The organism is Micromonospora sp. NPDC005174, assembly GCF_040608495.1.
Classification (GTDB): domain Bacteria; phylum Actinomycetota; class Actinomycetes; order Mycobacteriales; family Micromonosporaceae; genus Micromonospora.
Map to the genome: position 1 here is coordinate 84,614 of NZ_JBEXIJ010000015.1, position 24,473 is coordinate 109,086.

Genomic DNA, 24,473 nt, shown 5'->3' on the forward strand with positions numbered 1-24,473 from the left:
TGCTCGGGCGGGAACAGGGGGTGGTCACGTGGATCTGTCCGGCATCGGCGCGGTGCTCTTCGACATGGACGGCACCCTGGTCGACTCCGACGCCGCCGTCGAGCGGGCCTGGGAGCGCTGGGCGTCCGAGTACGCCGTCGAGCCGGCGGCGGCACTCGCGATCGCCCACGGCAGACCCGCCGACCAGACGATCAGGCGGCTCCTTCCCGCGCTCGACGACGCCGCGGTCGCCGTGGCGGCGGCACGGCAGTTGGCGTTGCAGTACGACGACCTGTCCGACGTGACGGCCACCCCGGGCGCGCTGGAGCTGCTGTCGACGTTGGCCCGGTTGGGGTTGCCCTGGGCGGTGGTGACCAGTGCCGACGTCCGGCTGGCCGAGGCCCGGCTCGGTGCTGCCGGCATCACCGCGCCCGTCCTGGTCACCGTCGAGGACGTGCGCGCGGGCAAGCCGGCCCCCGAGGGCTACCTGCGCGCCGCCGCGCTGCTCGACGTGCCACCGGTGCGCTGCCTGGTCGTCGAGGACGCCGAGGTCGGGTTGCAGGCCGGGCGCGCGGCCGGCGCGATGACCGCTGCCCTGAAGGGGCTCGACGCCGACCTGCGCCTCGACGACCTGGGGCAGTTGGCGCGCCACCTGGAGTCGGCGCCCACCGCACCCTGACCGACCCGGCGTCAGCCGAGGCGGGCAGCCAGCCAGGGGAGCAGGGCGTCGGCCTGGGCCTGCTGGAACGCCCGTATGGCGGGGATGCCGGGCGGCGGCGGACGGCGGGCGCTGTCGGCGAAGAAGGCGGCCAGCCCGGCGTAGAACCCGGTGAGCGCGGCCGGGTCGACGTCGGCGGTGAGCGGCAGCCGTCGCAGCATCGCCTCGGTGTCGTGCCCGCCGTGCAGCCGTACGTTGACCAGCAGCAACGCGGTGTCCAGCCAGGCCGGCCCCCGGCACGCCCACGGCCAGTCGACGACGGTCACCGCGCCGGACGCGTCGAGCAGCAGGTTGTCGGCCCGTACGTCCACGTGGCAGAGCGTGTCCCCGCCCAGCGCGGCGACGCCCTCGTCGGCGGCGGCCCGCAGCTCGTCGAGGTGCGCCCGCGCCCACGGGTCGAGTCGTGGCGGCGGGTCGGCGGCGATCCGGTGCCAACCCGCGAAGTCTCCGGCCAGCAGTTCGGCGGCGGAAGGGACGTGTGCGACGGGGCTCGGGGTGAGCGCGGCGGCCATCGCCTCCAGCGTCGTCAGCACACTGCTCAGCTCGTCGGCCCGCCACGGGACCGTCGGGTGTCGCCCGTCCACGTCGGAGAAGACCAGCGCCACCCACTCGCCGTCGTCGTGGCAGCCCAGCAGGCGGGGCGTCGGCGCGGTCGCCGGAAGCGCGCCGGCGGTGCGGGCCTCGGCGCGGTGCATGACCGGGCTGTCGGGGTTCTGTGCCGGGCTGACCGCCTTCACGAACGCCCGCCGGCCGGTCGCGGTGCGGACCCGGTCGGCGGTGCCCGGCGAGTAGCCGCCCGACTGGGACACCGCCTCGACCACCCGATCACCGATGATGCCCTCCACGGCGGATCTGACCGCCGCCGGTAGATCACCCCAGCCGATCCGCGTCGCTGTCCCCTGCATCCGGCCACGGTGCGCCCGGTCCGGCCCGGCGAACAACCCATTTCCCGGGACTTCCCGGCGGATCGGGCGGGTCGAGGCCCCGCCGCGGGTATCCCGCTGGCGACGTCTCGCGTGGCTCTGCTGCACTACGTGCCGGATCGGAGATCGAAGGGGAGGCCCTGGTGGAGTTGACAGTGACGCCGATGACCGAGCAGGAACTGGCCCGGCTGTGGGAACCGCTGGAGGTGGGGTACGCCGAGGACCTGGTCGCGCACCGGGGCATGACCCCGGAGGCGGCCCGGGAGCGGTCGGCGCAGCAACTGCGGGAAGGACTGCCCGCCGGCGCGGCCAGCGAGGGGGTCCTGCTGCGGATGGCGCGGGTCGACGACACCGAGGTCGGATGGATCTGGGTGACCCTGCCCGGCGCGACGGGCGTGGTCGGCTCGACGCAGGCGTGGATCCACAACATCGAGGTGGATCCGGCGCACCGGGGGCGTGGGTACGCGCGCCGGATGATCCAGCTCATCGAGGCGGAACTGGCCAATCTGGGCGTACCCGAGCTGGGGTTGAACGTCTTCGGCACGAACACCGTCGCGATCGGGCTCTACCGGAGCCTGGGTTTCGAGGTCACGTCGCAGCAGATGGCGAAGCGGATCGACCCACCGAGCTGAACCGGGACTGTTCGCCTGCCCAGCGGGAAACCCGCGCGGACCGCACCTGGGGAGGAGCGACGGATGACGCACGGCGCCGGACTGACCATCGGTGTGCTCGGCTCGTACGGCGGCCGGAACCTCGGCGACGAGGCGATCCTCACCGGCCTGCTCACCGATCTACGCACGCAGGAACCGAACGCCCGGATCATCGTCTTCTCCCGCCACCCGGAACACACCCGGGCCGCCCACCCGGACGTGGAGGCGGTGCCGTGGGAGGGCGTCAGCCGCACCGACTCGGCGTTGGTGCTGGCTCAGCTCGACCTGCTCATCCTGGGCGGCGGCGGCATCCTCTACGACCGGGAGGCCCGCCGCTACCTGCGGGTCGTCCGGGTCGCCCAGGAACGCGGCCTACCCCTCATCACCTACGCGGTGGGGGTCGGGCCGCTCAGCGACGCGGTCGACACGGGCATGGTCCGCGAGACCCTCGCCGGCGCGACCCAGGTGACCGTCCGGGACCAGGAGTCCCGGATGGTCCTGGAGGAAGCCGGACTGCTCAACCCGATCACGGTCACCGCCGACCCGGCGTTCCTCCTGGAGCCGGCCGACTTCCCGGCGCACCTGCTCAGCGAGGAGGGGGTGCCGGCCGGCAAGAGGCTGGTCGGGATCAGCGTGCGGGAGCCGGGACGGGCCGCGGAACGCCTCGACGTCGACGGCTACCACCGGCTGCTCGCCCAGATCGGTGACTTCCTGGTGCACCGCATCGACGCGTACGTCCTGTTCGTGCCGATGGAACGCGACGACATCCGGCACGCGCACGGGGTGCTGTCGCACATGGTCGCCGCCGAGCGGGGGCGAATCCTGCACGGCACCTACTCGCCGGAGCAGGTGCTCGGGCTGATGCGCCACTTCGACCTCGCCGTCGGCATGCGCCTGCACTTCCTGATCTTCGCGGCGATGGTGGGTACGCCGTTCCTGCCGCTGCCGTACGCCGGAAAGGTCTTCGACCTGGCCCAACGGCTCGGCGTACCGGCGCTGCGCGGTGTGGAACGGGAGGTGGAGGGGCCGCTGCTGGCCGAGGTCGACCGCCTCTGGGACGAACGTGCGGAGCGCGCCGAGGCCACGGCCCGCCGGGTCGCCGAGGTCTGCGAGCAGGCCCGCGGCACCTCCGAGGTCACCCGCGGCGTGTTGGACCGGCTGCGCAACCGGACCCTCACCCGCGCCTGACCCGCGGTCACACCGCCGGGCCGGTCCACCGGTAGAGCCACTCGCGGGCCTCCTCGCGGGCGGACTCCAACTCGTAGATCTGCGCCTCGGCCAGTCCACCGGGTCCGAGGTGGTGGTGGGTGAGCGGCGGGCGGCCGTTGGTGTCCAGTTCGACGGTGACGGTCTGCCCGTCCGCCGTGCCGCCGACGAGGGGAATCTGCACGGAGGAAGCCATGCGCCCATCCTGCCCGCCGTGCAGCCGGCTCGCAGCGGGATGGGGGCAGCGCGAGGGTTCGCCGCGGCTAGGGTCGGCGACGTGACCGAGCAGACCATCGATCCGACGCTCGGACCCGTGCTCGCCCGCGTCGGCGACGAGCGCGCCATCCTGGAGTCGTTTCGTGGTGTCGTGCTGCGCAAGCTGCGCGGCCTGTCCGACGCCGAGGCGGCCCGCCGGCTGGTGCCCTCCGCGACGACACTCGCCGGGCGCGCTCTGAGCCTGGCGGTAACCCTCGACTCGTCGATCTTGCACTTTCTGTCCCGACGTAACGGGCATTACCACGCAGGTCGACGACAGAAACCGCAAGATCGGCGCGGGCTTGTCGCGCGGGGCCGCCTATCCTGGGCCGGGGCGGCGACGAGGGGGAGTACGTGCTGGTCATCCACGGGCTGTGGCTGCCCGGCTCCGGGCTCGCCGTGTGGGGCGAGGACAGCACCGCGCCGGTGCCCGTCGCGCGCTCCGGCCGGCCGCCCCGGGAGCGCCCGCACCCCTTCGCCGCCGGGCACGCCAACCTGGTCGCGGCCCTCGCCGACGCCGCCGAGCCAGCTCGCCCGGCCACCGCGCTGCTCACCCTGCCCACCCGGGCGGGCGCGCCGACCGACTCGCCCGAGCTGATCCGGACCACCGTCGCACCGCCGGCCCGCGGCCGGCTCACCCTCGCCGCGTGGCGGGTGCCCACCCTGGTGTACGCCCCAGACGACGCCCTGCCCCTGCTCCGCTCCCTGGACGAACTCCCGGTGGTGCCCGGGGCGACCCTGCGGCACCTCGCCGAACTGGCCGACTTCGCCGCCGACCTGGTGGCCCGGGGCCGCGTCCTGCCGGGCGTCCACGCGCCGACCGACACGAACGCCCTGACCGCCGCCGACCCAGCTGGTGCCGCCCCGGCCGGTGTCGATCGGGCCGACCCGGCCGCTGCCGACCCGGCCGCCGCCGCCTTGGTCGCTGCCGCCCCGGCCGCTGCCGTCCCGGCCGGTGTCGATCGGGCTGGTGCCGGCGTGGCCCGCTCCGTCGACGAGCGGGGCCAGATAGTGGCGCGGGCGGTGTGGCGTCCGCTGCTCACCGGCACCGACGCCGCCTGGGCGCGCTCGCTGGCGTTGGCCCTGCCGCCGGCCGCCCGCGCCGCTGCGGTCGCTCCTGCGCCCCCTGCCGCCACACCGCAGGCCTCCGCCGCCGCGGTCGCTCCTGCGCCTGCGCCGCTGGCCCCTGCCGCCAAGCCGCCGGCGGTCGCCGCTGCCGCCAAGCCGCCGGCGGTCGCCGCTGCCGCCACGCCGCCGGCGGTCGCCGCTGCCGAGGCCGCCGCCGGAGCGGTGGTTGCCCGAGCGGTTGACGATGCCGCCGACGGTGAGCTGACCGTCGCCGCGCTCGTGGCGGACGCGCTCGACGCGCTCACCGACGCCGCCGCGCGGGCCGCCCTCTCGAGCACCACCCTGGCCCGGGGACTGCGTCCGGGTGGACCCGCGCCGGCCTGGCTGGCCGCGCTGGCCGGGCCCCGCCGCGACTTCACCCTCGACCGGGCGGCGCTGGATCTCCTGCGTAGCGAGCTGGACGACTGGCAGCGTGACGCGGCCGGTGGGGCCGTGCGGGCCAGTTTCCGGCTGGTCGAGCCGGCCCCCGACGAGGTCACCGAACCGATCCTGGCCACTCGTCCAATGCCGGGCGACGTGTCGCCTCCGTTCGTCCGCAGGGACGGCCCTGAACTGGCCGAGGGTGGCGCGCGGTGGCGGTTGGAGTTCGGGTTGCAGGCCGCCGACGAGCCGGGCCTGCACGTCGACGCCGCCGAGGTCTGGCGGGCGCTAACGCTCGATGGTCCCGCCGGCCGTACCGGTAGCCCGCAGGAGACCCTGCTCGCCGAGCTGGGTCGGGCCAGCCGACTCTGGCCCGACCTGGACACCGCGCTGCGCACCGCCGCGCCCGAGGCGATGGAGTTGGACGTCGAGGGCGCGCACCGGTTCCTCAGCGAGGGCGCCCCGGTGCTGCACGCGGCCGGCTTCGGAGTGCTGCTGCCCTCCTGGTGGCAGCGCCCGTCGGCGCGGCTCGGCGCTCGGCTGCGCGCCCGCAGCCGTACCGCGCCCGGCACGGTGGCCGGCACCGAGGCCGGTGTCGGGTTGGACGCGCTCGTCGACTACCGCTGGGAGATCGCGCTCGGCGACCAGCCACTGTCGGCCGAGGAGTTGGCGGCGTTGGCCGAGCTGAAGACCCCACTGGTACGGCTGCGTGGCCGGTGGGTGGAGCTGGACCCGGGGCGGCTCGCCGCCGGTCTGCGCCTGCTCCGCTCGGCCGGCGAGCTGACCGTCGCCGACCTGCTGCGCCTGGGGCTCACCGACGGCGACGACACCAATGCGCTCCCGGTGCTGGAGGTGAGCGCCGACGGGGCGTTGGGCGACCTGCTCGCCGGGGCGGTCGAGCACCGGCTCACCCCGCTCGACCCGCCGCCGGGCTTCGCCGGGACGCTGCGGCCGTACCAGCGGCGGGGGTTGGCCTGGCTGGCCTTCCTGCGGTCGCTGGGGCTCGGCGGCGTACTGGCCGACGACATGGGGCTGGGCAAGACCGTGCAGCTGCTCGCGCTGCTCGCCGGAGATCCGCCGGACACCGGGCCGACGCTGCTCGTCTGTCCGATGTCGCTGGTGGGCAACTGGCAACGGGAGGCGGCGAAGTTCACGCCGGGGCTGCGGGTGCACGTACACCATGGGGCGGAGCGGGCGCGGGGGGCGGAGTTCACGACGGCCGCGCACGGCGCGGACGTGGTCCTCACCACCTACTCGGTGGCTGCCCGGGACGCCGTCGACCTGGCCGGCATCGACTGGCACCGGGTGGTGGTGGACGAGGCGCAGGCGATCAAGAACGCCTCCACCCGGCAGGCCGAGGCGGTCCGCGCGTTGCCGGCCCGGCAGCGGGTGGCGGTGACGGGTACGCCGGTGGAGAACCGCCTCGCCGACCTCTGGTCGATCATGCAGTTCGCCAATCCGGGGCTGCTCGGCCCGGCCGCGACGTTCCGCAAGCGGTTCGCCGAGCCGATCGAGCGGCACGGCGACGCGGAGGCCGCCGAGCGGCTGCGCCGGATCACCGGCCCGTTCGTGCTGCGCCGGCTCAAGACCGACTCGTCGATCATCTCGGACCTGCCGGAGAAGTTGGAGATGGAGGTGGTCTGCAACCTCACGGCCGAGCAGGCGGCCCTCTACCGGGTGGTGGTCGACGACATGCTCGCCCGGATCGAGACCAGCGACGGCATCGAGCGCCGCGGACTGGTGCTGGCCACCATGACCCGGCTCAAACAGGTCTGCAACCACCCGGCCCAACTGCTGCGCGACGGCTCCCCGCTGGACGGACGCTCGGGCAAGCTGGCCCGGCTCACCGAGATCCTGGAGGAGGTCCTGGCGGCGGGGGAGCGGGCGCTGCTGTTCACCCAGTACGCGGAGTTCGGCGCGATGTTGCGCGGGCACCTGTCCGCGCGCTTCGGCCGGGAGGTGCTGTTCCTGCACGGTGGGCTCGGCAAGGCCGAGCGGGACGCCATGGTGCAGCGCTTCCAGTCCGCCGAGGGGCCGCCGCTGTTCGTGCTGTCCCTCAAGGCCGGCGGCACCGGCCTCACCCTGACCGCCGCCAACCATGTGGTGCACGTCGACAGGTGGTGGAACCCGGCGGTGGAGGACCAGGCCACCGACCGGGCGTTCCGGATCGGGCAGCGGCGACGGGTGCAGGTCCGCAAGTTCGTCTGCGCGGGCACGGTCGAGGAGAAGGTGGCCGCGCTGATCGCCGACAAGCGCAGCCTCGCCGAGCGGGTCGTCGGCACCGGCGAACAGTGGATCACCGAGCTGTCCACCGGTCAGCTCCGGGACCTGTTCGCCCTGGAGGCCGGGGCGGTGGTGGAGTGAGCGACCGGTTCGCCGACTACGGTCGCCCCCGCAAGGTCGACGGAGGGCTGAAGGCACGCAGCACCCGGGGTGCCATCGGGCGGTCCTGGTGGTCCCGGCGGTTCCTGGAGGTGCTGGAGTCGTTCGCCCTCGGTACCCGGCTGACCCGCGGCCGGTCGTACGCGCGGGCCGGTCAGGTCCTCCGGCTCGACGTCGCACCCGGTCGGGTCACCGCCCAGGTGCAGGGCTCCCGACCGCGGCCGTACGAGGTCTCCATCGCGCTGGAGGTGTTCCCGGAGGCGCTCTGGTCCCGCATCGAGGACGAGCTGGCCGGGCAGGCGTTCTTCAGCGCCCGCCTGCTCGCCGGGGACCTTCCCGACGAGCTGGAGGAGCTGTTCGCGGCGGCGGGCGCTCCGCTGTTCCCAGCCGGCGTCGACGAGCTGACCCAGCGCTGCAACTGCCCCGACTTCGCCGTGCCGTGCAAACACCTCGCGGCCACGTTCTACCTGCTCGCCGAGGCGTTCGACGCGGACCCGTTCGAGCTGCTGCACTGGCGTGGCCGATCCCGCGCCGACCTGCTCGGCCGGCTACGCGCCCGCCGAGCCGAGGCGGCCGGCACGCCTACATCGCCCACGCAGATCTCCATCGTGGACATACGCCCCTCGGCGGTCGACGTCCTGCCAGCGGCCGGCGCGTCCCGGGCGCTCGCCGGGCTGGCCGCCACCGGTGTCGCGGAGGCGGTGGACCGCTTCTGGGCGTCACCCGTGCCGTTGCCCGACCGGCCACCCCGACTGGCGACCGGGCCGGATCTCCTGCTGCGCCAGCTCGGTCCGCCGGCACCGGCCATCGGCGGGCCCGGCCTACTGGAACGGCTGCGTCGCGCGTACCGTGCCTTCGGACCGGGGTGAACCGTCACGTCCAGCGGCGGCGGAACCGCCACATGATCGCCGCGTTGGCCACCAGCACCACCGCGCAGATCGCGCCGGCCAGCCGCCCGGCGAACACGGCCATCGCCGGCAGCGACGCCCACAGCACGATGGTCAACAACATCAGATATCGGCCCCGACGGGCCCGGACCCGATGGTCGAGTCGGGCGAAGAATGCCGGGTCGCTCTCCCGGAGCTGACGGGTGATCTGGTCGAACCTGCGCTGATCCTCTTTGCTGAGCATGGCGCTGCCTTCCCCTCACGCGTTCAGCGGTTCGGCGGCATACCCGCTGCGGCGGCGGCTCACGCTCGCTCGCTCCTCCTACTTTTCCTAGGTGAGGCAACCTCACGTCCGGCTTATCCGAACCTTAAGTTTGCCTGTGGTGGTGAACAGCGAAGATCGTGACGCGTACGGCGGCGCGGTCCGATCCGTACCCGGCTGCCGCGCGTCCGCCCTGCTGGGAAGGTCGGAGCCCGGACCGAACGGGCCGCCGGCCACGAATGCCGTGGTGAGGGCTGTCTTAAGTGCCGTCACGGGCGTGTTCGGCCCGCCTTGAAGGCACCTGAGCGCTTGGTTACCTTGCCGTAGCAACCCCCTCAGGCAACAGTCGCCGCACCTGCCGCACCCGCTCGGTCGCAGCTTCCGGCGCTCATCAGAAATCGGGATTGGTACATGGCCGACCAGAATGTGCCACCACGTCGACCGCGGGACGACCGCGGCTGGGACGGACGCCAGCACCACACCTCGGACACGTACGGCGACCCCACCGCGTCCGGGTCGTACGGATACGACTCGCCCCACCCCTACCAGGGCGGCTACCCGGCGCAGGGCGACCCGCGCGAGCAGTACGCCGACGGGTACGCGTACGACGCCCAGCCCGCTCCCGCCCCGCGTGGGCCGCAGTGGGTCGGCCCGGAGGGCCTCGGCCGTCCCGTCCCGTCCGGCCCGGCCGGCGCCGGTCTGCCCACTCTGGACGACGACGACCAGCCGGGTCGCAAGGTCGGCCGGCGCAAGGCCATGGCGGCCCTCGGTGGCACCGCCGCCGTCGTGGCCGGTGGCGCGGCGCTCGCCATGACCCCGCAGTTCCGCGACCTCTTCGGTGACGAGGCGTCGGCGGACGCGACCGGCAGCACGGTGACCGACGGGACCGCGGCGCGACCCAGCGGCCAGCAGCCCAGCACGGTGCGTACCTACACCGAGCAGAACGAGAGCTACATGGGCTCGCGCGCCGGTGAGGCGCTGAAGAAGAACGCGCCCGCCGGTGGTCGTACCTTCTCCGGCCCGGCGGCGGCCGCCGCGGCGACCACGGTGACCGTCAAGACCGTGCTCGCCAAGGACCCGATCCTGCACCTCGCCCGGCGGGCCACCTTCGGGGCGACGCCCGCCGTGGTCGCCGACATCAAGCAGCAGGGCATCGACGCGTGGCTCCGGGGGCAGCTCGCCCCGGACAAGATCGAGCCGAGCAAGGCCGAGCTGAAGCTCGCCGAGCTGCCCACCCAGACGCTCTCCGTGCAGCAGTTGCGCGACCAGCGGGACAAGCTCAACGACCAGGGCGCCCAGCCGGAGCGGGAGGTCGTCGACGCGACCCTGGCCCGGCAGATCTGGTCGAAGCGTCAGCTCTTCGAGGTGATGGTCGACTTCTGGAACGACTACCTGCACGTCGCCGCCGACTTCGACGGCGGGGAGGTCTACCGGACCTCGTTCGACAAGGACGTCGTGCGCAAGCACGCGCTCGGCAGCTACCCGGAGATGCTGGTCGCGGCGAACAAGCACCCCGCGCTGCTGATCTACCTGAACCAGAAGGACTCCCGCAAGGACGCCATCAACGAGAACCTCGCCCGCGAGAACCTCGAGCTGTACTCGGTCGGCGTCGACGGCGGCTACAAGGAGGGTGACGTCCGGCAGGCCGCCATGCTCCAGACCGGCCGTGGCGTCGACGACAAGGGCCAGTACGTCCTGCGCGTCAACCAGCACTACATGGGCAAGGTGAAGATCCTCGGCTTCACCCACCCCAACACGTTCAGCATCAAGGACATCAACAACCCGACGGCCAAGGAGATCGCCGCCGTCGACGCGGCGATCGACAAGTACATCACCTACATCGCGCTGCACCCCTCGACCGCGAAGTACGTGGCGCAGAGCCTGGCGACCCGGTTCGTCTCGGACACCCCGCCGAAGTCCCTCGTGGACCGGCTGGCCAAGACGTACAGCAGCAACAACGGCATGATCAAGCCGGTGCTGATGACGCTGTTCAGCTCGTCCGAGTTCTGGGCCGCGGTGGGCCAGAAGGTGCGCCGCCCGATGGAGTACCTGGTCGCCACGTACCGCACCCTGGGCGTCTCGCCCGAGGCGTCGGCCAAGAACGACAACGGCGACAACAAGCGCACCCCGTTCGCCCGGGGCCTGCGGCAGATCCACGACAAGCTGCGCGAGCTGGGCCAGTACCCGATGGGTCAGCCCACCCCGGATGGCTACCCCGACGTCTACATCGCGTGGACCTCGGCCGGCACGATGGTCAACGGCTGGAACGAGGCCGGCGAGATCGTGGCGGGCTACCGCACCGTCTTCACGTACACCGCGCCGGAGAAGCTGGTCAAGCCGCCGGCGACCGCCGGGGCGTACGTGGACGCGCTGTCCCTGCGGCTCGTGGGCCAGAAGCTGAGCACCCGGGAGAAGAACCTCATCCTCGGCGTGGCCGGTGTGTCGGCGACCGCCAAGGTCGACGCCACGTTCAACGGGGCCATCACCGCCGTCGCGCGGGCGATCCTCGCTTCCCCCCAGCACCACCTCCGGTGAGGCACCCGATGGAGAAGACTGTGTACAACTCTTTCCCCCTGCACCCCGAATGCCCCGACGTGCGACGGCTGGCCGACAACCCGGCCGAGGCGCTGCTGCGCGCGGAGGCCGACCTCGTGGCCGCCGAGAACGCGGCCGAGGCCGACCGCTACCGCCGGCTGGAGGACCTGGAGGAGGCCCAGCAGGACGGGCGCGGCGTCACCCGACGGACCTTCGTCGCCGGTGCCGCGGCCACCGCCACCGCCCTGGCCACCGCCCAGTTCGTCACCACCTCGGCGTCGTTCGCGGCGACCAAGACCGGCACGCTGATCCACGTCTTCCTGTACGGCGGCCTCGACGGGCTGAGCCTCGTCGCGCCGGACGGCGACGCGGTGCTCGCCAAGGCCCGGCCCGACCTGCTGCTCGGCAACGACTCGCTGGCCCTGAGCCGCGGCTTCAAGCTGACCAGCGCGTTCAAGCCGCTGGAGAGCTTCCTGAAGGCCGGTCAGTTGGGCTTCATCCCCGCGGTCTCCGACGAGCGGCTGTCCCGCAGCCACTTCCAGGCCGCCGACGCCTGCAACCTGGGTGGGCTGCCCAACGAGACGGGCGGCCGGGGCTGGCTCGACGGCCTGGTCGACAACCTGGGCAAGGGCACCGCGTTCCGCAGCGTCGGCATCGGCAGCACCCTGCCGCGCTCGCTGGTCGGCAACAACGGCGCGCTCTCGCTGAACAGCGTCGGCTCGCTGCGCCTCAACGGCGACGACAAGTTCCGCGCCGCCACCGAGAAGGCGATCAAGGGACTCTTCACCGGGATCAACCACCCGGTCGAGGAGGCCGTGCAGGAGGGCATGGGCGCGCTCGCCACCGCGCAGAAGCTCGCCGCCAAGCCGTACCAGCCCGCCACGGGCGTCAAGTACGAGGGCATCGGCAACGCGTTCCAGCAGCTCGCGCAGCTCATCAAGGGTGGTGCGAACGTCCGGGTCGCCACCGTCGGCATGGGCGGCTACGACACCCACGAGAACCAGGGCACCCAGAGCGGTGGTCAGCTGCACCGCCGGCTGAACGAGCTGGCCAGCGCGATGGCGGCGTTCTTCACCGACCTCGGTCCGCAGGCCGCCGACGTCACCGTCATGGTGTCCAGCGAGTTCGGCCGCCGGGTCGGCTCGAACACCGGCGGCACCGACCACGGCCACGGCGGCGTGGTCACCGTCCTGTCCGGCAAGAAGCTGGCCGGGTCGCTGCTCGGCACGTGGAACGGCCTCAGCAAGTTGGACTCCGGCGACGTGCCGGAATACAACAACATGTTCAATGTCTACGGTTCCCTGGCGCAGGGTCGCTTCGGGCTCACCAACGCCGAGGTGCAGAAGGTGTTCCCGCGCATGAAGTTCGCCCCGATGAAGCTGTACGCGTGACGCATTCGCACACCCACGCCGCCGGCCGCCGCACCGGGACCTCGTCCCGGCACGGCGGCCGGTCGGCTGCTCCCGTACCCCCGCAGATCCCGGAGCGGCGCGGACCCGGCGGCCGACGGCTGCTCGCCGCGCTGCTGGTGATCGGGCTGCTGGCCAGCGTGCTGCCGTGGTGGCTGGGCACCCCGGCCGGATCGCTGCGCAGCAGCGCGGCGACCCTCACCGCGGCCGGCCGGATCACCGGCCTGATCGCCGGCTACCTGCTGCTCGTGCAGGTGCTGATGATGAGTCGCCTGCCGGTGCTGGAGCGGTGGATCGGCGGCGAGCAGATCGGCCGCTGGCACCGCGACATCGGCGCGACGCTGCTGGTCGCCGTGCTGGCGCACCTGTCGCTGATCGTCGTCGGGTACGCCGACCTGCGCAACCACTCGGTGCTCGCCGAGGTGGGCACGCTGCTCGGCGACTACGAGGACATGCTCTCGGCGTTCGTCGCCGCGGGCATCATGATCGTTATCGGGTTCAGCAGCATCCGGGCCATCCGTCGGGCGCTGCCCTACGAACTGTGGCACCTGCTGCACCGGTCGAGCTACCTGGTGCTGCTGCTCGGCTACGGGCACCAGTTCACCCACGGCGCGCAGCTCTACAAGCCGGGCCCGGTACGCACCGGCTGGATCGCGCTCTACCTGCTGGTTGTCGCCGCGGTGCTCTGGGGTCGGGTGATCACGCCGCTGGCGTTCAACCTGCGCTACCGGCTGCGCGTCGCCGACGTGGTCGCGGAGAGCCCGGACACCATCTCCATCTACCTCACGGGTGAGCGGCTGGGCCGGCTCGCCATGCTCGGCGGGCAGTACTTCCGCTGGCGCTTCCTCACCCCCGGCTCCTGGTGGCAGTCGCATCCGTTCTCCGTCTCGGCCGCCGCGAACGGCCGTTGGCTGCGGCTCACCGTCAAGGTCGTCGGTCGCCACACCGCCGACCTGCGCGACCTCGAACCGGGGACCCGGGTGTTCGCCCAGGGCCCGTCGGGGACCTTCACCGCCGCACACCGGCTGCGCGAACGCGCGCTGCTGATCGCCGGCGGCAGCGGCATCACGCCCATCCGGGCCATGCTGGAGGAACTGCCACCGGGCGCCGCCCTGATCTACCGGGCCCGCACCCCGGCCGACGTGCTGCTCAGCCGGGAGCTGGACTGGCTGGCCCAGGAACGCGACGCGTCGATCTGGTACGTCATCGGCTCCCGCGACGACCCCGGCCCCCGCCAGCTCATGAGCCCCGACGGGCTGCGTCAACTGGTGCCCGACGTCGCCCGGCGCGACGTCTACCTCTGCGGGCCGTCCGGGCTCGTCGAGCTGTCGGTGCGCGCGCTGCGCGGCGCCGGTGTGCCCCGCCGGCAGATCCACCTGGCAACCTTCGAACTGTAGGAAGGCATCGCATGCGTCGCGCGTTGCTCGCGATCACCGGTCTGGCCGCCACCACCACCGCCCTGGTGGTGTTCAAGGGCTCGCCGGGCACCACCCAGGTCGCCCAGAACCTGCCGTCGGCGCAGCCGGTCAACCCCAGCGGACCGGCCGCCGACCCGAGCGTCGCCCCGGACGCCCCCGGTGGCGACCCGGCGGACGGGCCGCCGACGCCGTCGGCGACCGCCGACGCGCCCGCGTCGCCGAAGCCCGGCCGGACGACCGCCCGGCCGTCCGGCACGAAGACCACCGCGAAGACACCGACCGCGCCGAAGACCACCAAGGCCCCGCAGCAGCCCACCACCCGCCGGATCACCGGGCCGACCGTGGACACCGCCGCCGACTACGGGTACGTGCAGGTGCAGATCGTGGTCTCCGGCAACAAGATCGTCGACGCGGTGACGCTGTCGCTGCCCAGCGGCGGCGAGTCCGACATCCACAGCGGTGACGTCAGCAGCGCCTACAACGGCAGCGGTGGTGAGGTGGTCAAGAAGCAGAGCGCCAACCTCAACACCGTCTCCGGTGCCACCGCGACCAGCAACGCGTACAAGACGTCGCTGCGAGCCGCCATCGAGCAGGCGTTCTGAGGTGTCGGCGGCGACGACGCGTCCCGGACTGTGCCGGGTCGAACAGATCATGGGTACGACGATCACCGTGGACCTCGCCGACGACCTGCCCTCCGCGCGCCTGCGTGAGCTGGCCGACGACGTCGTCGCCTGGATGCACGAGGTAGACGACCGGTTCACCACGTACCGGGCGGAGAGCGAGGTGTGCCGGTTCGACCGGGGCGAGGTGCTGCTCTCCGAGGCGTCGGCCGACCTGCGCTTCGTCCTGGAGGCCTGCGCCGACCTGTGGGGCGTCACCGACGGGTTCTTCGACGCGTACGCCACCGGCGGGCTCGACCCGTCCGGGTTCGTGAAGGGCTGGGCGGCCCAGGTCGCCTCGGACCGGCTCCTCGCCGCCGGCGCGGCGAACCACTACGTCAACGCCGGCGGGGACGTCCGCGCACGGGGCTTCTCGCCGACGGGGGAGCCGTGGCGCATCGGCATCCGGCACCCCTTCGACGAGATGGCGACCTGCCTGGTGCTCGCCGGCACCGACCTGGCGGTGGCCACCTCCGGCGTCTACGAGCGGGGACGGCACGTGCTGGACCCTCGTCGGGGCGCGCCGGCCAGCGGGCTGCGCTCGGTGACGGTGGTCGGCAGCGACCTGGGCGTCGCCGACGCCTACGCCACCGCCGCCCTGGCCATGGGGACGGCGGGGATCGGCTGGCTGGACCGGCTGACCGACCACACCTACGCGGTCATCACCGACGACGCCCGCCAGTTCCACTCCGCCGCCCTCCCACTAACGCCCTAACCACCCCACCCCACCCCATCCCGCACCCCGCACCCCGCACCCCGCACCTCTCTCCGCGATCTTGCACTTTCGGTTGCCGATCTGCCCCTTTTGACAGGGAATGCCGCGACACAAAGTGCAAGATCGACGAGGCGGGGGCGGGAGGCGCAGGGGCGGGGTGGGGGTGGGGGTGGGGCGGGGGTGGGGGTGGGGGTTAGCGGAGGGGGCGGTGGGTGGTGGCGGGACGGGTGCCGGTGGGGCGGGGCCGCCCGGGGCGCGAGCCGGTCGGTCGGGTGCCGGCCCAGCGGTGCCGTGGTTGGCCGCGACGGGGCGGCTCGGTGCCGCCGGGATACGGCGACCGGTCGTACGTGGACATCGTTCCCCCGTTCGTGACGCGCGTTCGCGCGGTCACCTGCTCAACGAGGACCGGCCGCCTGGCGACGCTGTCGGTCACCGGATCGAATCGTCGACCGGCTCCCGGCTCACCTTCCCCGGCGGGGCAGCGGCAGGTGACCGGGGAGCAGGTCGTGGGTGAGCGTCACCCCGCTGGCGCGCAGCGCCTCGATCAGGGTGTTCTGCACCAGGTACGAGTCGGGGAGCTGCCAACGGGCCTGCTCCGGGGCGACCGCCCAGCGGACGGTGCCCTCCGGCAGTCGGGTCGGCGGCGCGGGAATCCACGACCCCGGCCCGTGCCGGACCACGTGGAAGCAGTGCTCCAACTCCGGCCGCAGGGGGTCGCCGGGCCGTACCAGGAACATCCACCGACCGGTGGGGGTGACGAGCACGGGCCCGCGTACGCCGGTGCCGGCCGGGTGGGTCTGCACGGCGTCGAGCACGTGCCGGCCGAGGTGTGCCGGTACCTCCAGAACGTCGAAGGTCCGCCCGGTGGGCAGCAGGACACCGTGCGGGCGCGTCCGCCACCAGGTGGCTACCCGGGCCGGATCGGTGGTGGCGGCCAGCTCCCAGTTCTCCAGCGCGGGGTGGCAGCCCACCGTGGGACAGCCGGCCCGACCGCACACGAACCGGCTGCGGGCGAGGCAGGCGCCGGGCGTCACCTCCCAACCGTGTACGGCGTACCGGATGGCGACCCGGCGCAGCCGGACGCGTTCCAGCGGCGACAGTTCGGCGACGCGCGGTCCGACGTTCCCCCACATGTGTGCCATCTCCTCTCGGTCGGGCCCGGCGGACGCCAGGTCGCAGTTCGAACGCCGTCACTGCCGTAACCCACGATCGTTGAGGTTGACGAACGGCTCGTGCAACTTGCACGAAAAGTACGAGGACTGGCTTTCCGGCTGACGTACACGCTGTGCGACCAGCGAAAACTGCAAGACGAACGACTGATCGCCGCACCCGCGGACATCGCCCCGCCCCGGGCGGCGGTGGCAGGGGAGGGATGGGGAGATGGACGAGCTACCCATTGGACGGCGAGTGGCCTACTGGCGGGGGCGGCGCAAGATGTCGCAGCAGGTCTTCGCGGACCGCCTGGGCAAGTCGAAGAGCTGGGTGGACAAGGTCGAGCGGGGCGTCCGCCGGCTGGACAAGTTCTCGGTCCTCTACGAGATCGCCGACATCCTGCAGATGGACGTACAGCTGCTGCTGGGCCGCGATCCGGAGCGACGCACGGACGCGCTGAACTGCATCGACCAGATCGAGGTGCAGGAGATCCGGGCCGCCCTGGAACGGTACGACTCGATGAGCGCCTACTTCGACGCTGTGCCGTACCCGCCTCCGCTGGACGACATGCGCAAGGCCGTCAACCACGCCTGGCTCACCTACCAGTACGGCCGCTACGGGATGCTCACCCGCGCGCTGCCCAAGCTGCTGCGCGACGCCCAGGCGGCCGACGCCGCCTACAGCGGGGCGCAGGCGCCGGAGGCGGCCCACCTGCTCGGGCAGGTCTACCAGATCGCGTCCTCGGTGCTGCGCAAGCTCGGTGAGTTCGAACTGGCCTGGCTGGCGGCCGACCGGTCGATGGCGGTGGCCCAGCGCGCCGACGACCCGCTGCTGGCCGGCATCGCCACCACCCGGGTGTGCAACGCCCTGGTCGCCATGGGCCGGGCCCGGCCGGCGCTGGAGCTGAACGTCCAGATCGCCAACCGGCTCGCGCCCGGCGGCAGCAACGAGGTCTCGCCGGCCCGGCTGTCCGTCTACGGGATGCTGCTGTTGCAGGGCGCGATGGCCGCGTCCCGGATCGGCGACTCGGCAAGCGTCGACGACCTGATCAACTGTGCGCAGGAGGCCGCCACCCTGCTCGGCGGCGACCACAACCACTACTGGACCTCGTTCGGCCCGACGAACGTGGAGCTGCACCGGGCCGCAGCCGCCGTGGAGCTGGGCGACGGGGGCCGCGCGGTGGAGGTCCACCAGTTGCGCATCGCGGAGCCCGACTTCAACGCCTTGCTGCCCGAGCGCCGGGCCCACCACCTGCTCGACATCGCCCGCGGGTACGCCCAGATCGGCGACGTGGCGAACGCCGGCGAGATGCTGCTGCTCGGTGACCGGCTCGCGCCGTCGGAGATCCGCTGCCGGCCGATCGCCCACGAGGTGATGTCGGATGTCCTTCGTCGCACACGGGGTGCGCCGCCTTCTCCGGTAGCGGAGTTGGCTGAGCAGATGGGAGTAGGGGTATGAGCGCGGAGCCGGTGTGACGACCGGCGCACCACACACCAGCGAGCACCGTCCGGTGCTCTATGTCATCGCCTGCGGTTCGCCGCTGGCCCGTCACGTCGGTCGTCTGGTCGAGCTGGCCCAGGCCGACGATTGGGACGTCTGCGTGATCACCACGCCGGACGGCGCGAAGTTCGTCGACCAGGCGGCCCTTCACCGGCAGACCGGCCACCCGGTGCGGACGCACTACAAGAATCCCGGTGATCCCGACGTGCTGCCGCCGGCCGACGCCATGGTTGTCTGCCCGGCAACCGTGAACACGGTCAACAAGTGGGCGGCGGGTATCGCCGACACGCTCGCCCTCGGGCTGCTGGTCGAGGCGCAGGGCAAGGGCATCCCGATCGTCGCGGTGCCGTACACCAACGTCGCGATGGCCGCCCACCCGGCGTTCCGGGCCGGCGTGGCCCGGCTGGCCGAGTGGGGGATAACGGTGCTCTTCGGTGACCACGTGGTCGCCCTGCACCCACCCGGGACGGGCGAACAGCACATGCACGCCTTCCCCTGGCAGATGCCGCTGGCCGCGCTGCGGACCGTCGCGTACCGCGCCGCCTGAGCCCGCCCGTCGTACGCGGCTGGGCCGGGTGTCACCGTCCGGCGGCCTCCGCGCCGGTAAGCTGGCCCGCCGTGAGCACAAGCCGATCCGCGCCCTCGGTGAGCGACGTGGTGGTCGAGTTGGAGCGCCGCTATCCGCCGGTCTGGGCCGAGGACTGGGACCGCGTCGGCCTGGTGCTGGGCGAGCCGACCGCCCCGGTACGCCGGGTGCTCTGCGTGGTCGACGTGGTGCCCGAGACGGTCGCCGAGGCGCTGGCCGCCGAGGCCGACATGATCGTCGCGCATCATCCGCTGCTGCTGCGGGGGGTCTCCTCGGTCGCGGCGACGACCGTCAAGGGCCGGATCGTCCACCAGTTGATCCGGGCCGGCGTGGCGCTGTACGTGGCGCACACCAACGCCGACGTGGCGTCCCCGGGCGTCTCCGACGCTCTCGCCGCCCGGTTCGGCCTGACCAACCTGCGCCCGCTGCAACGGCCCGCGTCCGGCTCCCCGGCACACGGCGACGACCGGGGCATCGGCCGGATCGGCGAGCTGCCCCGCCCCATGACCCTCGCCGAGCTGACCCGGCACGCCGCCGCCGTGCTCCCCGTCACGTCCTGGGGAGTTCGCGCCGCGGGGGATCCCGGGCGTATGGTTCGTACCCTCGCCGTGAGCGGTGGGTCGGGGGACAGCTTCCTCGGCACCGCGACCGCCGCCGGGGTGGACGCGTTTCTCACCTCCGACCTGCGGCACCACCCGGCCAGCGAGCATGTCGCCGCCGATGGTCCCGCCCTGATCGACGCCGCCCACTGGGCGACCGAACGACCGTGGCTGGACGACCTGGCCGCCCTCCTCAGGGAGGCGCCGGGCGTCGAGACGCTGGTGTCCGACCTGGACACCGATCCGTGGACCGTGCACGCCGCCGCACCCGTTGTGGACGACAAGGAGCCCGACCGTGAAGGCTGACCCCCAGGTCCAGCGCCGCCTGCTCGACCTTCAGGCGATCGACACCAACCTCGCCCAGCTCGCGCACCGCCGCCGGTCGTTGCCGGAGCGGGCCGAACTGGAGGCGCTGGCCCGGGAGCTGTCGTCGCTGGAGGACGAGCGGGTACGCGCCCAGGTGGCGGTCGACGACCTGGACCGGGACATCGCCCGCCTGGAGAAGGACGTCGAGCAGGTCCGCGCCCGCAAGGAGAAGGACCAGAACCGGCTCGCCGCCGGCACCGGTCCGGCCCGGGAGCTGGAGGCCCTCCAACACGAGCTGACCTCGCTCAACCGGCGTCAGGGTGACCTGGAGGACGCCGAGCTGGAGTTGATGGAGCAGCGGGAGACCGCCCAGAGCGTCCTCGACGGCGTGGAGCAGCGGCTGGCCGACACCCGGGAGAAGCGGGCCGCCACCGAGCAGCGCCGCGACGACGCGCTGGCCGAGATCGCCAAGGACGAAGAGTTCAAGCGGGGTGCCCGGCAGCCGCTCGCGGCCGACCTCCCCGCCGAGCTGGTCACCCTCTACGACAAGATCCGCGAGGACACCGGGCTGGGCGCCGCGCTGCTGACCGCCGGCCGCTGCGGCGGCTGCCGGCTGGACATCTCCGGCGCCGACCTGGCCCGCATCCGCAAGGCGGCCCCGGACGACGTGGTCCGCTGCGAGGACTGCCGCCGGATCATGGTCCGTACCAACGAGTCGGGCCTGTAGGTCGTGGCACCGCGCGTGGTCGTCGTCGAGGCCGACGGCGGGTCCCGGGGCAACCCGGGGCCGGCCGGCTACGGCGCGGTGGTGCGCGACCCGGAGACCGGCGAGGTGCTCGCCGAGCGCTCCGAGTCGTTGGGTACGGCGACCAACAACGTCGCCGAGTACCAGGGGCTGATCGCCGGGCTGCGCGCTGCCGCCGAACTGGACGCCGCCGAGGTGGACGTCCGGATGGACTCCAAGCTGGTCGTCGAGCAGATGAGCGGCCGGTGGCAGATCAAGCACCCCGGCCTGCGTCCGCTCGCCGCCCAGGCGGCCGCGCTGGTGGGCCGCTTCGGCGCGGTCCGCTTCACCTGGATCCCGCGCGAGGAGAACCGGCACGCCGACGCGCTCGCCAACGCCGCGATGGACGCCGCCGCCGGCCGACCCACGCCGCTGGCGGCCAGCGCGCCGGCCTCGGCCAGCGCCCCGACGGGCGGCGCCTCGACCGGCAGCGACCCGGCCACCGCCCCGGCCTCCTGGGAGCCGCGTCCGAGCTTCACGGCCACCCGGCTGATCCTCGTGCGGCACGGCGAGACCGCGTACACCGAACAGGGTCGCTACTCCGGTCGCGGCGACGTGCCGCTCTCCGAGCGCGGCCGCGCCCAGGCCGCCGCCACCGGCGCGCGCGTGGCCGCGCTGGCCCCGTCCGTCGCGGCCGTGCTCAGCTCACCCCTGTCCCGGTGTACGGCCACCGCGGCGGCGATCGCCGAGGCGATAGGTGACGTACCGGTCCGCACCGAGGCCGACCTGATCGAGTGCGACTTCGGGCAGTGGGAGGGGCGCACCTTCGCCGAGGTACGCCAGCAGTGGCCGGGCGAGATGGACGCCTGGCTCGCGTCGGCGCGGATCGCCCCGCCGGGCGGTGAGTCGTTCACCCAGGTCGCCGAACGCGTCCACCGGGTCGTCGACGCGCTGCCGAAGGCGTACCCCGGGGAGACCGTGGTGGTCGTCTCGCACGTCTCGCCGATCAAGCTGGCGCTGCGCGACGCCCTCGCCGCCAGCGACGCCTTCCTGCACCGGCTCTTCCTGGACGCGGCGGGCATCTCGGTGCTCGACCTGTGGCCCGACGGCGGCATCGCGGTCCGCACGGTCAACGACACCGCGCACCTCCCCACTACCTGAGCAGCGCGTCCGCGCCGTTCGGCGCAGCCGATGCGCCGTTCGGCGCAGAGCCGTCCGCGCGCTGATCGTGACGGCGGTCACAGAGTCGTAGCCTCCGGCCGTTACATCGCGTGCCACGACTCCCCGGAGGTGTGTCAGATGCCTGCACCGGAACCGGAGGCGCCCACCACGGCGCCGTCCCGGGCGAAGGACCACAGTCCCTGGAACTGGTTGCTCTTTCTCCCCATCGTGGTGCCGCTGATCCCGGCGTTCTTCAACAGTGACGCGCCCCGGATCTTCGGGTTCCCGCGCTACTACTGGCTGCAACTGGCCTGGATCCTGCTCGGCGTCTCCACCACGACGTTCGTCTACCAGCTGACGAAGAAGCGGGGTGTGCGGTGAGCGCGAGGAGTGAGCCGGTTTTGCGAGCCCCGCAGTCGCGAACGAAGGGGTGCGCGGTGAGCGCGAGGAGTGAGCCGGTTTTGCGAGCCCCGCAGTCGCGAACGAAGGGGGTCTGCTGATGTGGCGCAACCATCTCACCGAGATCATCGTCTTCTCGCTGCTGTTCCTGCTGGTCAGCGCGATGGGCTTCGTGGCCGCGCGGTGGCGTGCGCCGAAGGACATGGCGCACCTCGACGAGTGGGGCTTGGGCGGGCGCAGCTTCGGCGGCTGGATCACCTGGTTCCTCGTCGGCGGTGACCTCTACACCGCGTACACGTTCGTGGCGGTGCCGGCGCTGATGTTCGGGGCCGGGGCGGCCGGGTTCTTCGCGGTGCCGTACACGATCGTCGTCTACCCGCTGGTCTTCCTGGTGCTGATCCGGCTCTGGTCGGTCTCGCACCGGCACGGCTTCGTCACCCCGGCCGACTTCGTCCGTACGCGGTTCGACTCGCCCGTGCTGGCGCTGCTGATCGCGATCACCGGGATCGTCGCCACCATGCCGTACATCGCGCTGCAACTGGTCGGCATCGAGGCGGTCCTCAAGACGATGGGCGTGACCGGGGACAGCACCGTTGCCCGGCACCTGCCGATCATCATCGCGTTCGCCATCCTCGCCGCGTACACCTACCAGTCGGGGCTGCGCGCGCCGGCGCTTATCGCGTTCGTCAAGGACAGCCTGATCTACATCGTGATCCTCGTGGCGGTGATCTACCTGCCCTACAAGCTGGGCGGTTGGGGCGAGATCTTCGACGCGGCGGACGCGAAGTTCCAGGCGTCACCGAACCCGAACGACGGCATCCTGCTCAACGGCAACAACCAGCTCCAGTACGTCACGCTGGCGTTCGGCTCGGCGTTGGCCCTGTTCCTCTACCCGCACAGCATCACCGGCGTCCTGGCCAGCCGGAACCGGGACGTGATCAAGCGGAACATGTCGGCGCTGCCCGCGTACAGCCTGCTGCTCGGCTTGATCGCGCTGCTCGGCTACATGGCCATCGCGGCCGGCGTGAAGCCGCTGCCCGGGGCTTCGGCCGGCAGCGTGGACAACAACACGATCGTGCCGCTGCTGTTCGACCAGCAGTTCCCGGACTGGTTCGCCGGAGTCGCGTACGCGGCGATCGGCATCGGCGCGCTGGTTCCGGCGGCGATCATGTCGATCGCGGCGGCGAACCTGTTCACCCGCAACATCTACAAGGAGTACCTGAAGAAGGACGCCAGCGCCGCGCAGGAGGCGAACGTCTCGAAGATCACCTCACTGGTGGTCAAGGTCGGCGCGGTGGCCTGCATCGTCTTCCTCGACCCGCAGTTCTCCATCGACCTCCAGCTCATCGGCGGCGTGATCATCCTCCAGACGCTGCCGGCGGTGGCGCTGGGCCTCTACACCCGCTGGTTCCACCGCACCGCCCTGATCGCCGGCTGGGTCGCCGGCATGGGCCTCGGCATGTGGATGCTCTACCAGGTGGCGAGCCCGACGAAGAAGCACTTCGGGGGCTCGGCCTTCCCGCTGGAGAAGTTCGGCTTCGACACGCCCAAGACGATCTACGTGGGCATCGTGGCGGTACTGGTCAACCTGGCGGTCGCCGCCCTGTTGACGCTGATCCTGCGGGCCGCGAAGGCGCCCGAGGGAGTCGACGGCACCACGCCGGAGGACTACTTCGCCGACGAGGGTGACCCCCGCGTCACCCCCGGCGTCGAACGCGACGCCGACCCGGCCCGCGAACCGGTCGCCTGACACCCATCCCCTGTTGCTGTACCCGTTGCCCGGGCGCCCGCCGCGAGGCTGGCGCCCGGGCTGCTTGGCGGTCCCGTCGCGCGCCTGTCGCCTGTCGCCTGTCGCCCCTTGCGCGTTGTAGTGGTGTCGGGCGGCGGGGATGCCACTACATCCAGGATGTTGCGCGATCTTGGCGGCGGTCGGGCCGAAGGCCAGGTGGGGTGTGCGCAACTTCAGGGATGTTGCTGCTTCGGCTGCGGTGGAGGCAGCAACATCGGTGAAGTTGCGCGGATCTTGGGGGTCGGCGGAGGTCGGCGGGGGTCAGTGGGGGTCGGTGGGGGTCAGCGGGGGCGGTTGCGGTTTACCAGGGCCTGGTTGAGGCGGCCCAGGAGCCGCGCCAGGATTTCCCGGTCTTCGGGGGTCCAGTCGGACAGCATGTCGCCGTAGAGCCGGGTGCGGGCGGCCTGCACGGCGGCCATCCGCTGGAGGCCGGCCGTGGTGGGGGAGATGACCGTGCCGCGTCCGTCGGTGGGGTCGGGGGCGCGGACGATGAGGCCGTCGCGTTGCAGGGCGGAGACCTGCCGGGTCACCGTCGAGCCGTCCAGGTTGAGGCGCGCGGCGAGCGCGGAGACGTTCTGCGGGCCGGCCGCGTCGAGGTGCCGCAGGATCACGTACGCCGCGCGGTCGAGCACCCGGTGCTCGGCGGACCCGCTGGCCCGCCGGGTGGCCTCGCCGAAGCGCATCAGCAGGGCGACCTCGGTCTCGATCAGTCCGAGGGTGCTCTCGTCGTCGTCGCTCATAGCTGTAGGATACAGGGTAAGTACCTGTACG

General features: G+C 72.6%; 22 protein-coding genes and 1 pseudogene. 18 read left to right on the forward strand and 5 right to left on the reverse strand.

The genetic code is table 11. The annotated features are described in order from the left end of the window. Window positions 1-28: 28 nt before the first annotated feature. Window positions 29-658, forward strand: coding sequence for an HAD-IA family hydrolase (locus tag ABZU91_RS18120; RefSeq protein ID WP_355241318.1), 630 nt, complete (start codon window positions 29-31; stop codon window positions 656-658). An 11-nt stretch (window positions 659-669) separates the two neighbouring features. Here ABZU91_RS18120 and ABZU91_RS18125 read toward each other — a convergent pair whose 3' ends face one another. Next, window positions 670-1,602, reverse strand: coding sequence for a phosphotransferase (locus ABZU91_RS18125; RefSeq protein ID WP_355241320.1), 933 nt, complete (start codon window positions 1,600-1,602; stop codon window positions 670-672). 161 nt (window positions 1,603-1,763) lie between these two features. On the opposite strand from ABZU91_RS18125, the gene ABZU91_RS18130 reads away from it, so the two are divergent. Together ABZU91_RS18130 and ABZU91_RS18135 are read left to right on the forward strand one after the other, a co-directional pair. After that, on the forward strand, window positions 1,764-2,252 hold the full coding sequence (locus ABZU91_RS18130; protein WP_355241323.1) for a GNAT family N-acetyltransferase: 489 nt from the start codon (window positions 1,764-1,766) through the stop codon (window positions 2,250-2,252). A gap of 63 nt (window positions 2,253-2,315) precedes the next feature. Beyond that, window positions 2,316-3,458 (forward strand): polysaccharide pyruvyl transferase family protein, encoded by a 1,143-nt coding sequence (locus ABZU91_RS18135; protein ID WP_355241326.1) that lies wholly within the window; start codon window positions 2,316-2,318, stop codon window positions 3,456-3,458. Between the two features lie 7 nt (window positions 3,459-3,465). Here the strand turns inward: ABZU91_RS18135 and ABZU91_RS18140 are convergent, their stop codons facing one another. Further along, complete coding sequence (locus ABZU91_RS18140) at window positions 3,466-3,672, reverse strand: hypothetical protein (RefSeq protein WP_355241329.1); 207 nt, start codon at window positions 3,670-3,672, stop codon at window positions 3,466-3,468. Window positions 3,673-3,789: 117 nt separating this feature from the next. Here ABZU91_RS18140 and ABZU91_RS18145 point away from each other — a divergent pair. The 3 genes and pseudogenes from ABZU91_RS18145 to ABZU91_RS18155 all read left to right on the forward strand — a co-directional run. Continuing rightward, window positions 3,790-3,921 (forward strand): annotated as a pseudogene (locus ABZU91_RS18145) (DUF664 domain-containing protein); the annotation flags it as partial. Window positions 3,922-4,085: 164 nt separating this feature from the next. Beyond that, window positions 4,086-7,583, forward strand: coding sequence for a DEAD/DEAH box helicase (locus ABZU91_RS18150; RefSeq protein WP_355241332.1), 3,498 nt, complete (start codon window positions 4,086-4,088; stop codon window positions 7,581-7,583). Beyond that, window positions 7,580-8,470 carry an SWIM zinc finger family protein gene (locus ABZU91_RS18155; protein WP_355241335.1) on the forward strand — a complete coding sequence of 297 codons (891 nt, stop codon included), beginning with the start codon at window positions 7,580-7,582 and terminating at the stop codon, window positions 8,468-8,470. Before ABZU91_RS18150 ends, ABZU91_RS18155 begins: the two co-directional genes overlap by 4 nt. A 4-nt stretch (window positions 8,471-8,474) precedes the next feature. Here ABZU91_RS18155 and ABZU91_RS18160 read toward each other — a convergent pair whose 3' ends face one another. After that, window positions 8,475-8,732 (reverse strand): DUF3040 domain-containing protein, encoded by a 258-nt coding sequence (locus tag ABZU91_RS18160; protein ID WP_234586377.1) that lies wholly within the window; start codon window positions 8,730-8,732, stop codon window positions 8,475-8,477. Between the two features lie 429 nt (window positions 8,733-9,161). On the opposite strand from ABZU91_RS18160, the gene ABZU91_RS18165 reads away from it, so the two are divergent. From ABZU91_RS18165 to ABZU91_RS18185, 5 genes are read left to right on the forward strand one after another with little or no spacing between them, the layout of a single operon-like run. Further along, on the forward strand, window positions 9,162-11,285 hold the full coding sequence (locus tag ABZU91_RS18165) for a DUF1800 family protein (RefSeq protein WP_355241338.1): 2,124 nt from the start codon (window positions 9,162-9,164) through the stop codon (window positions 11,283-11,285). Window positions 11,286-11,293: 8 nt separating this feature from the next. Continuing rightward, window positions 11,294-12,676 (forward strand): DUF1501 domain-containing protein, encoded by a 1,383-nt coding sequence (locus ABZU91_RS18170; RefSeq protein ID WP_355241341.1) that lies wholly within the window; start codon window positions 11,294-11,296, stop codon window positions 12,674-12,676. Beyond that, entirely contained in the window at window positions 12,673-14,091 is a 1,419-nt protein-coding gene (locus ABZU91_RS18175; RefSeq protein ID WP_355241344.1) for a ferric reductase-like transmembrane domain-containing protein, read from the forward strand. The genes ABZU91_RS18170 and ABZU91_RS18175 overlap by 4 nt, the downstream gene beginning before the upstream one ends. An 11-nt stretch (window positions 14,092-14,102) precedes the next feature. Next, window positions 14,103-14,714, forward strand: a complete 612-nt coding sequence (locus ABZU91_RS18180) for an FMN-binding protein (RefSeq protein WP_355241347.1) — start codon at window positions 14,103-14,105, stop codon at window positions 14,712-14,714. Window positions 14,715-14,763: 49 nt separating this feature from the next. Beyond that, entirely contained in the window at window positions 14,764-15,486 is a 723-nt protein-coding gene (locus ABZU91_RS18185; RefSeq protein WP_355241350.1) for an FAD:protein FMN transferase, read from the forward strand. A 461-nt stretch (window positions 15,487-15,947) separates the two neighbouring features. On the opposite strand, the gene ABZU91_RS18190 is transcribed toward ABZU91_RS18185, so the two are convergent. After that, window positions 15,948-16,619, reverse strand: a complete 672-nt coding sequence (locus tag ABZU91_RS18190) for a bifunctional DNA primase/polymerase (RefSeq protein WP_355051440.1) — start codon at window positions 16,617-16,619, stop codon at window positions 15,948-15,950. A gap of 247 nt (window positions 16,620-16,866) precedes the next feature. On the opposite strand from ABZU91_RS18190, the gene ABZU91_RS18195 reads away from it, so the two are divergent. The 7 genes from ABZU91_RS18195 (at window position 16,867) to mctP (ending at window position 23,663) form a co-directional block, all read left to right on the forward strand. Continuing rightward, window positions 16,867-18,096, forward strand: coding sequence for a helix-turn-helix domain-containing protein (locus tag ABZU91_RS18195; RefSeq protein ID WP_355241353.1), 1,230 nt, complete (start codon window positions 16,867-16,869; stop codon window positions 18,094-18,096). Between the two features lie 13 nt (window positions 18,097-18,109). Next, complete coding sequence (locus tag ABZU91_RS18200) at window positions 18,110-18,685, forward strand: flavoprotein (protein WP_355241356.1); 576 nt, start codon at window positions 18,110-18,112, stop codon at window positions 18,683-18,685. A gap of 71 nt (window positions 18,686-18,756) precedes the next feature. Continuing rightward, complete coding sequence (locus tag ABZU91_RS18205) at window positions 18,757-19,629, forward strand: Nif3-like dinuclear metal center hexameric protein (RefSeq protein ID WP_355241359.1); 873 nt, start codon at window positions 18,757-18,759, stop codon at window positions 19,627-19,629. Further along, window positions 19,619-20,356, forward strand: coding sequence for a C4-type zinc ribbon domain-containing protein (locus ABZU91_RS18210; protein WP_355241362.1), 738 nt, complete (start codon window positions 19,619-19,621; stop codon window positions 20,354-20,356). Before ABZU91_RS18205 ends, ABZU91_RS18210 begins: the two co-directional genes overlap by 11 nt. Before the next feature lie 3 nt (window positions 20,357-20,359). Next, window positions 20,360-21,514: a bifunctional RNase H/acid phosphatase gene (locus ABZU91_RS18215; protein ID WP_355241365.1), complete on the forward strand. Its 1,155-nt coding sequence runs from the start codon at window positions 20,360-20,362 to the stop codon at window positions 21,512-21,514. 138 nt (window positions 21,515-21,652) lie between these two features. Then, window positions 21,653-21,895: a DUF3311 domain-containing protein gene (locus tag ABZU91_RS18220; RefSeq protein WP_355241368.1), complete on the forward strand. Its 243-nt coding sequence runs from the start codon at window positions 21,653-21,655 to the stop codon at window positions 21,893-21,895. Between the two features lie 118 nt (window positions 21,896-22,013). Then, entirely contained in the window at window positions 22,014-23,663 is a 1,650-nt protein-coding gene (gene mctP / locus ABZU91_RS18225; protein ID WP_355241371.1) for a monocarboxylate uptake permease MctP, read from the forward strand. Window positions 23,664-23,983: 320 nt separating this feature from the next. Here mctP and ABZU91_RS18230 read toward each other — a convergent pair whose 3' ends face one another. Continuing rightward, window positions 23,984-24,442 (reverse strand): MarR family transcriptional regulator, encoded by a 459-nt coding sequence (locus tag ABZU91_RS18230; protein ID WP_355241374.1) that lies wholly within the window; start codon window positions 24,440-24,442, stop codon window positions 23,984-23,986. Between the last annotated feature and the right edge of the window lie 31 nt (window positions 24,443-24,473).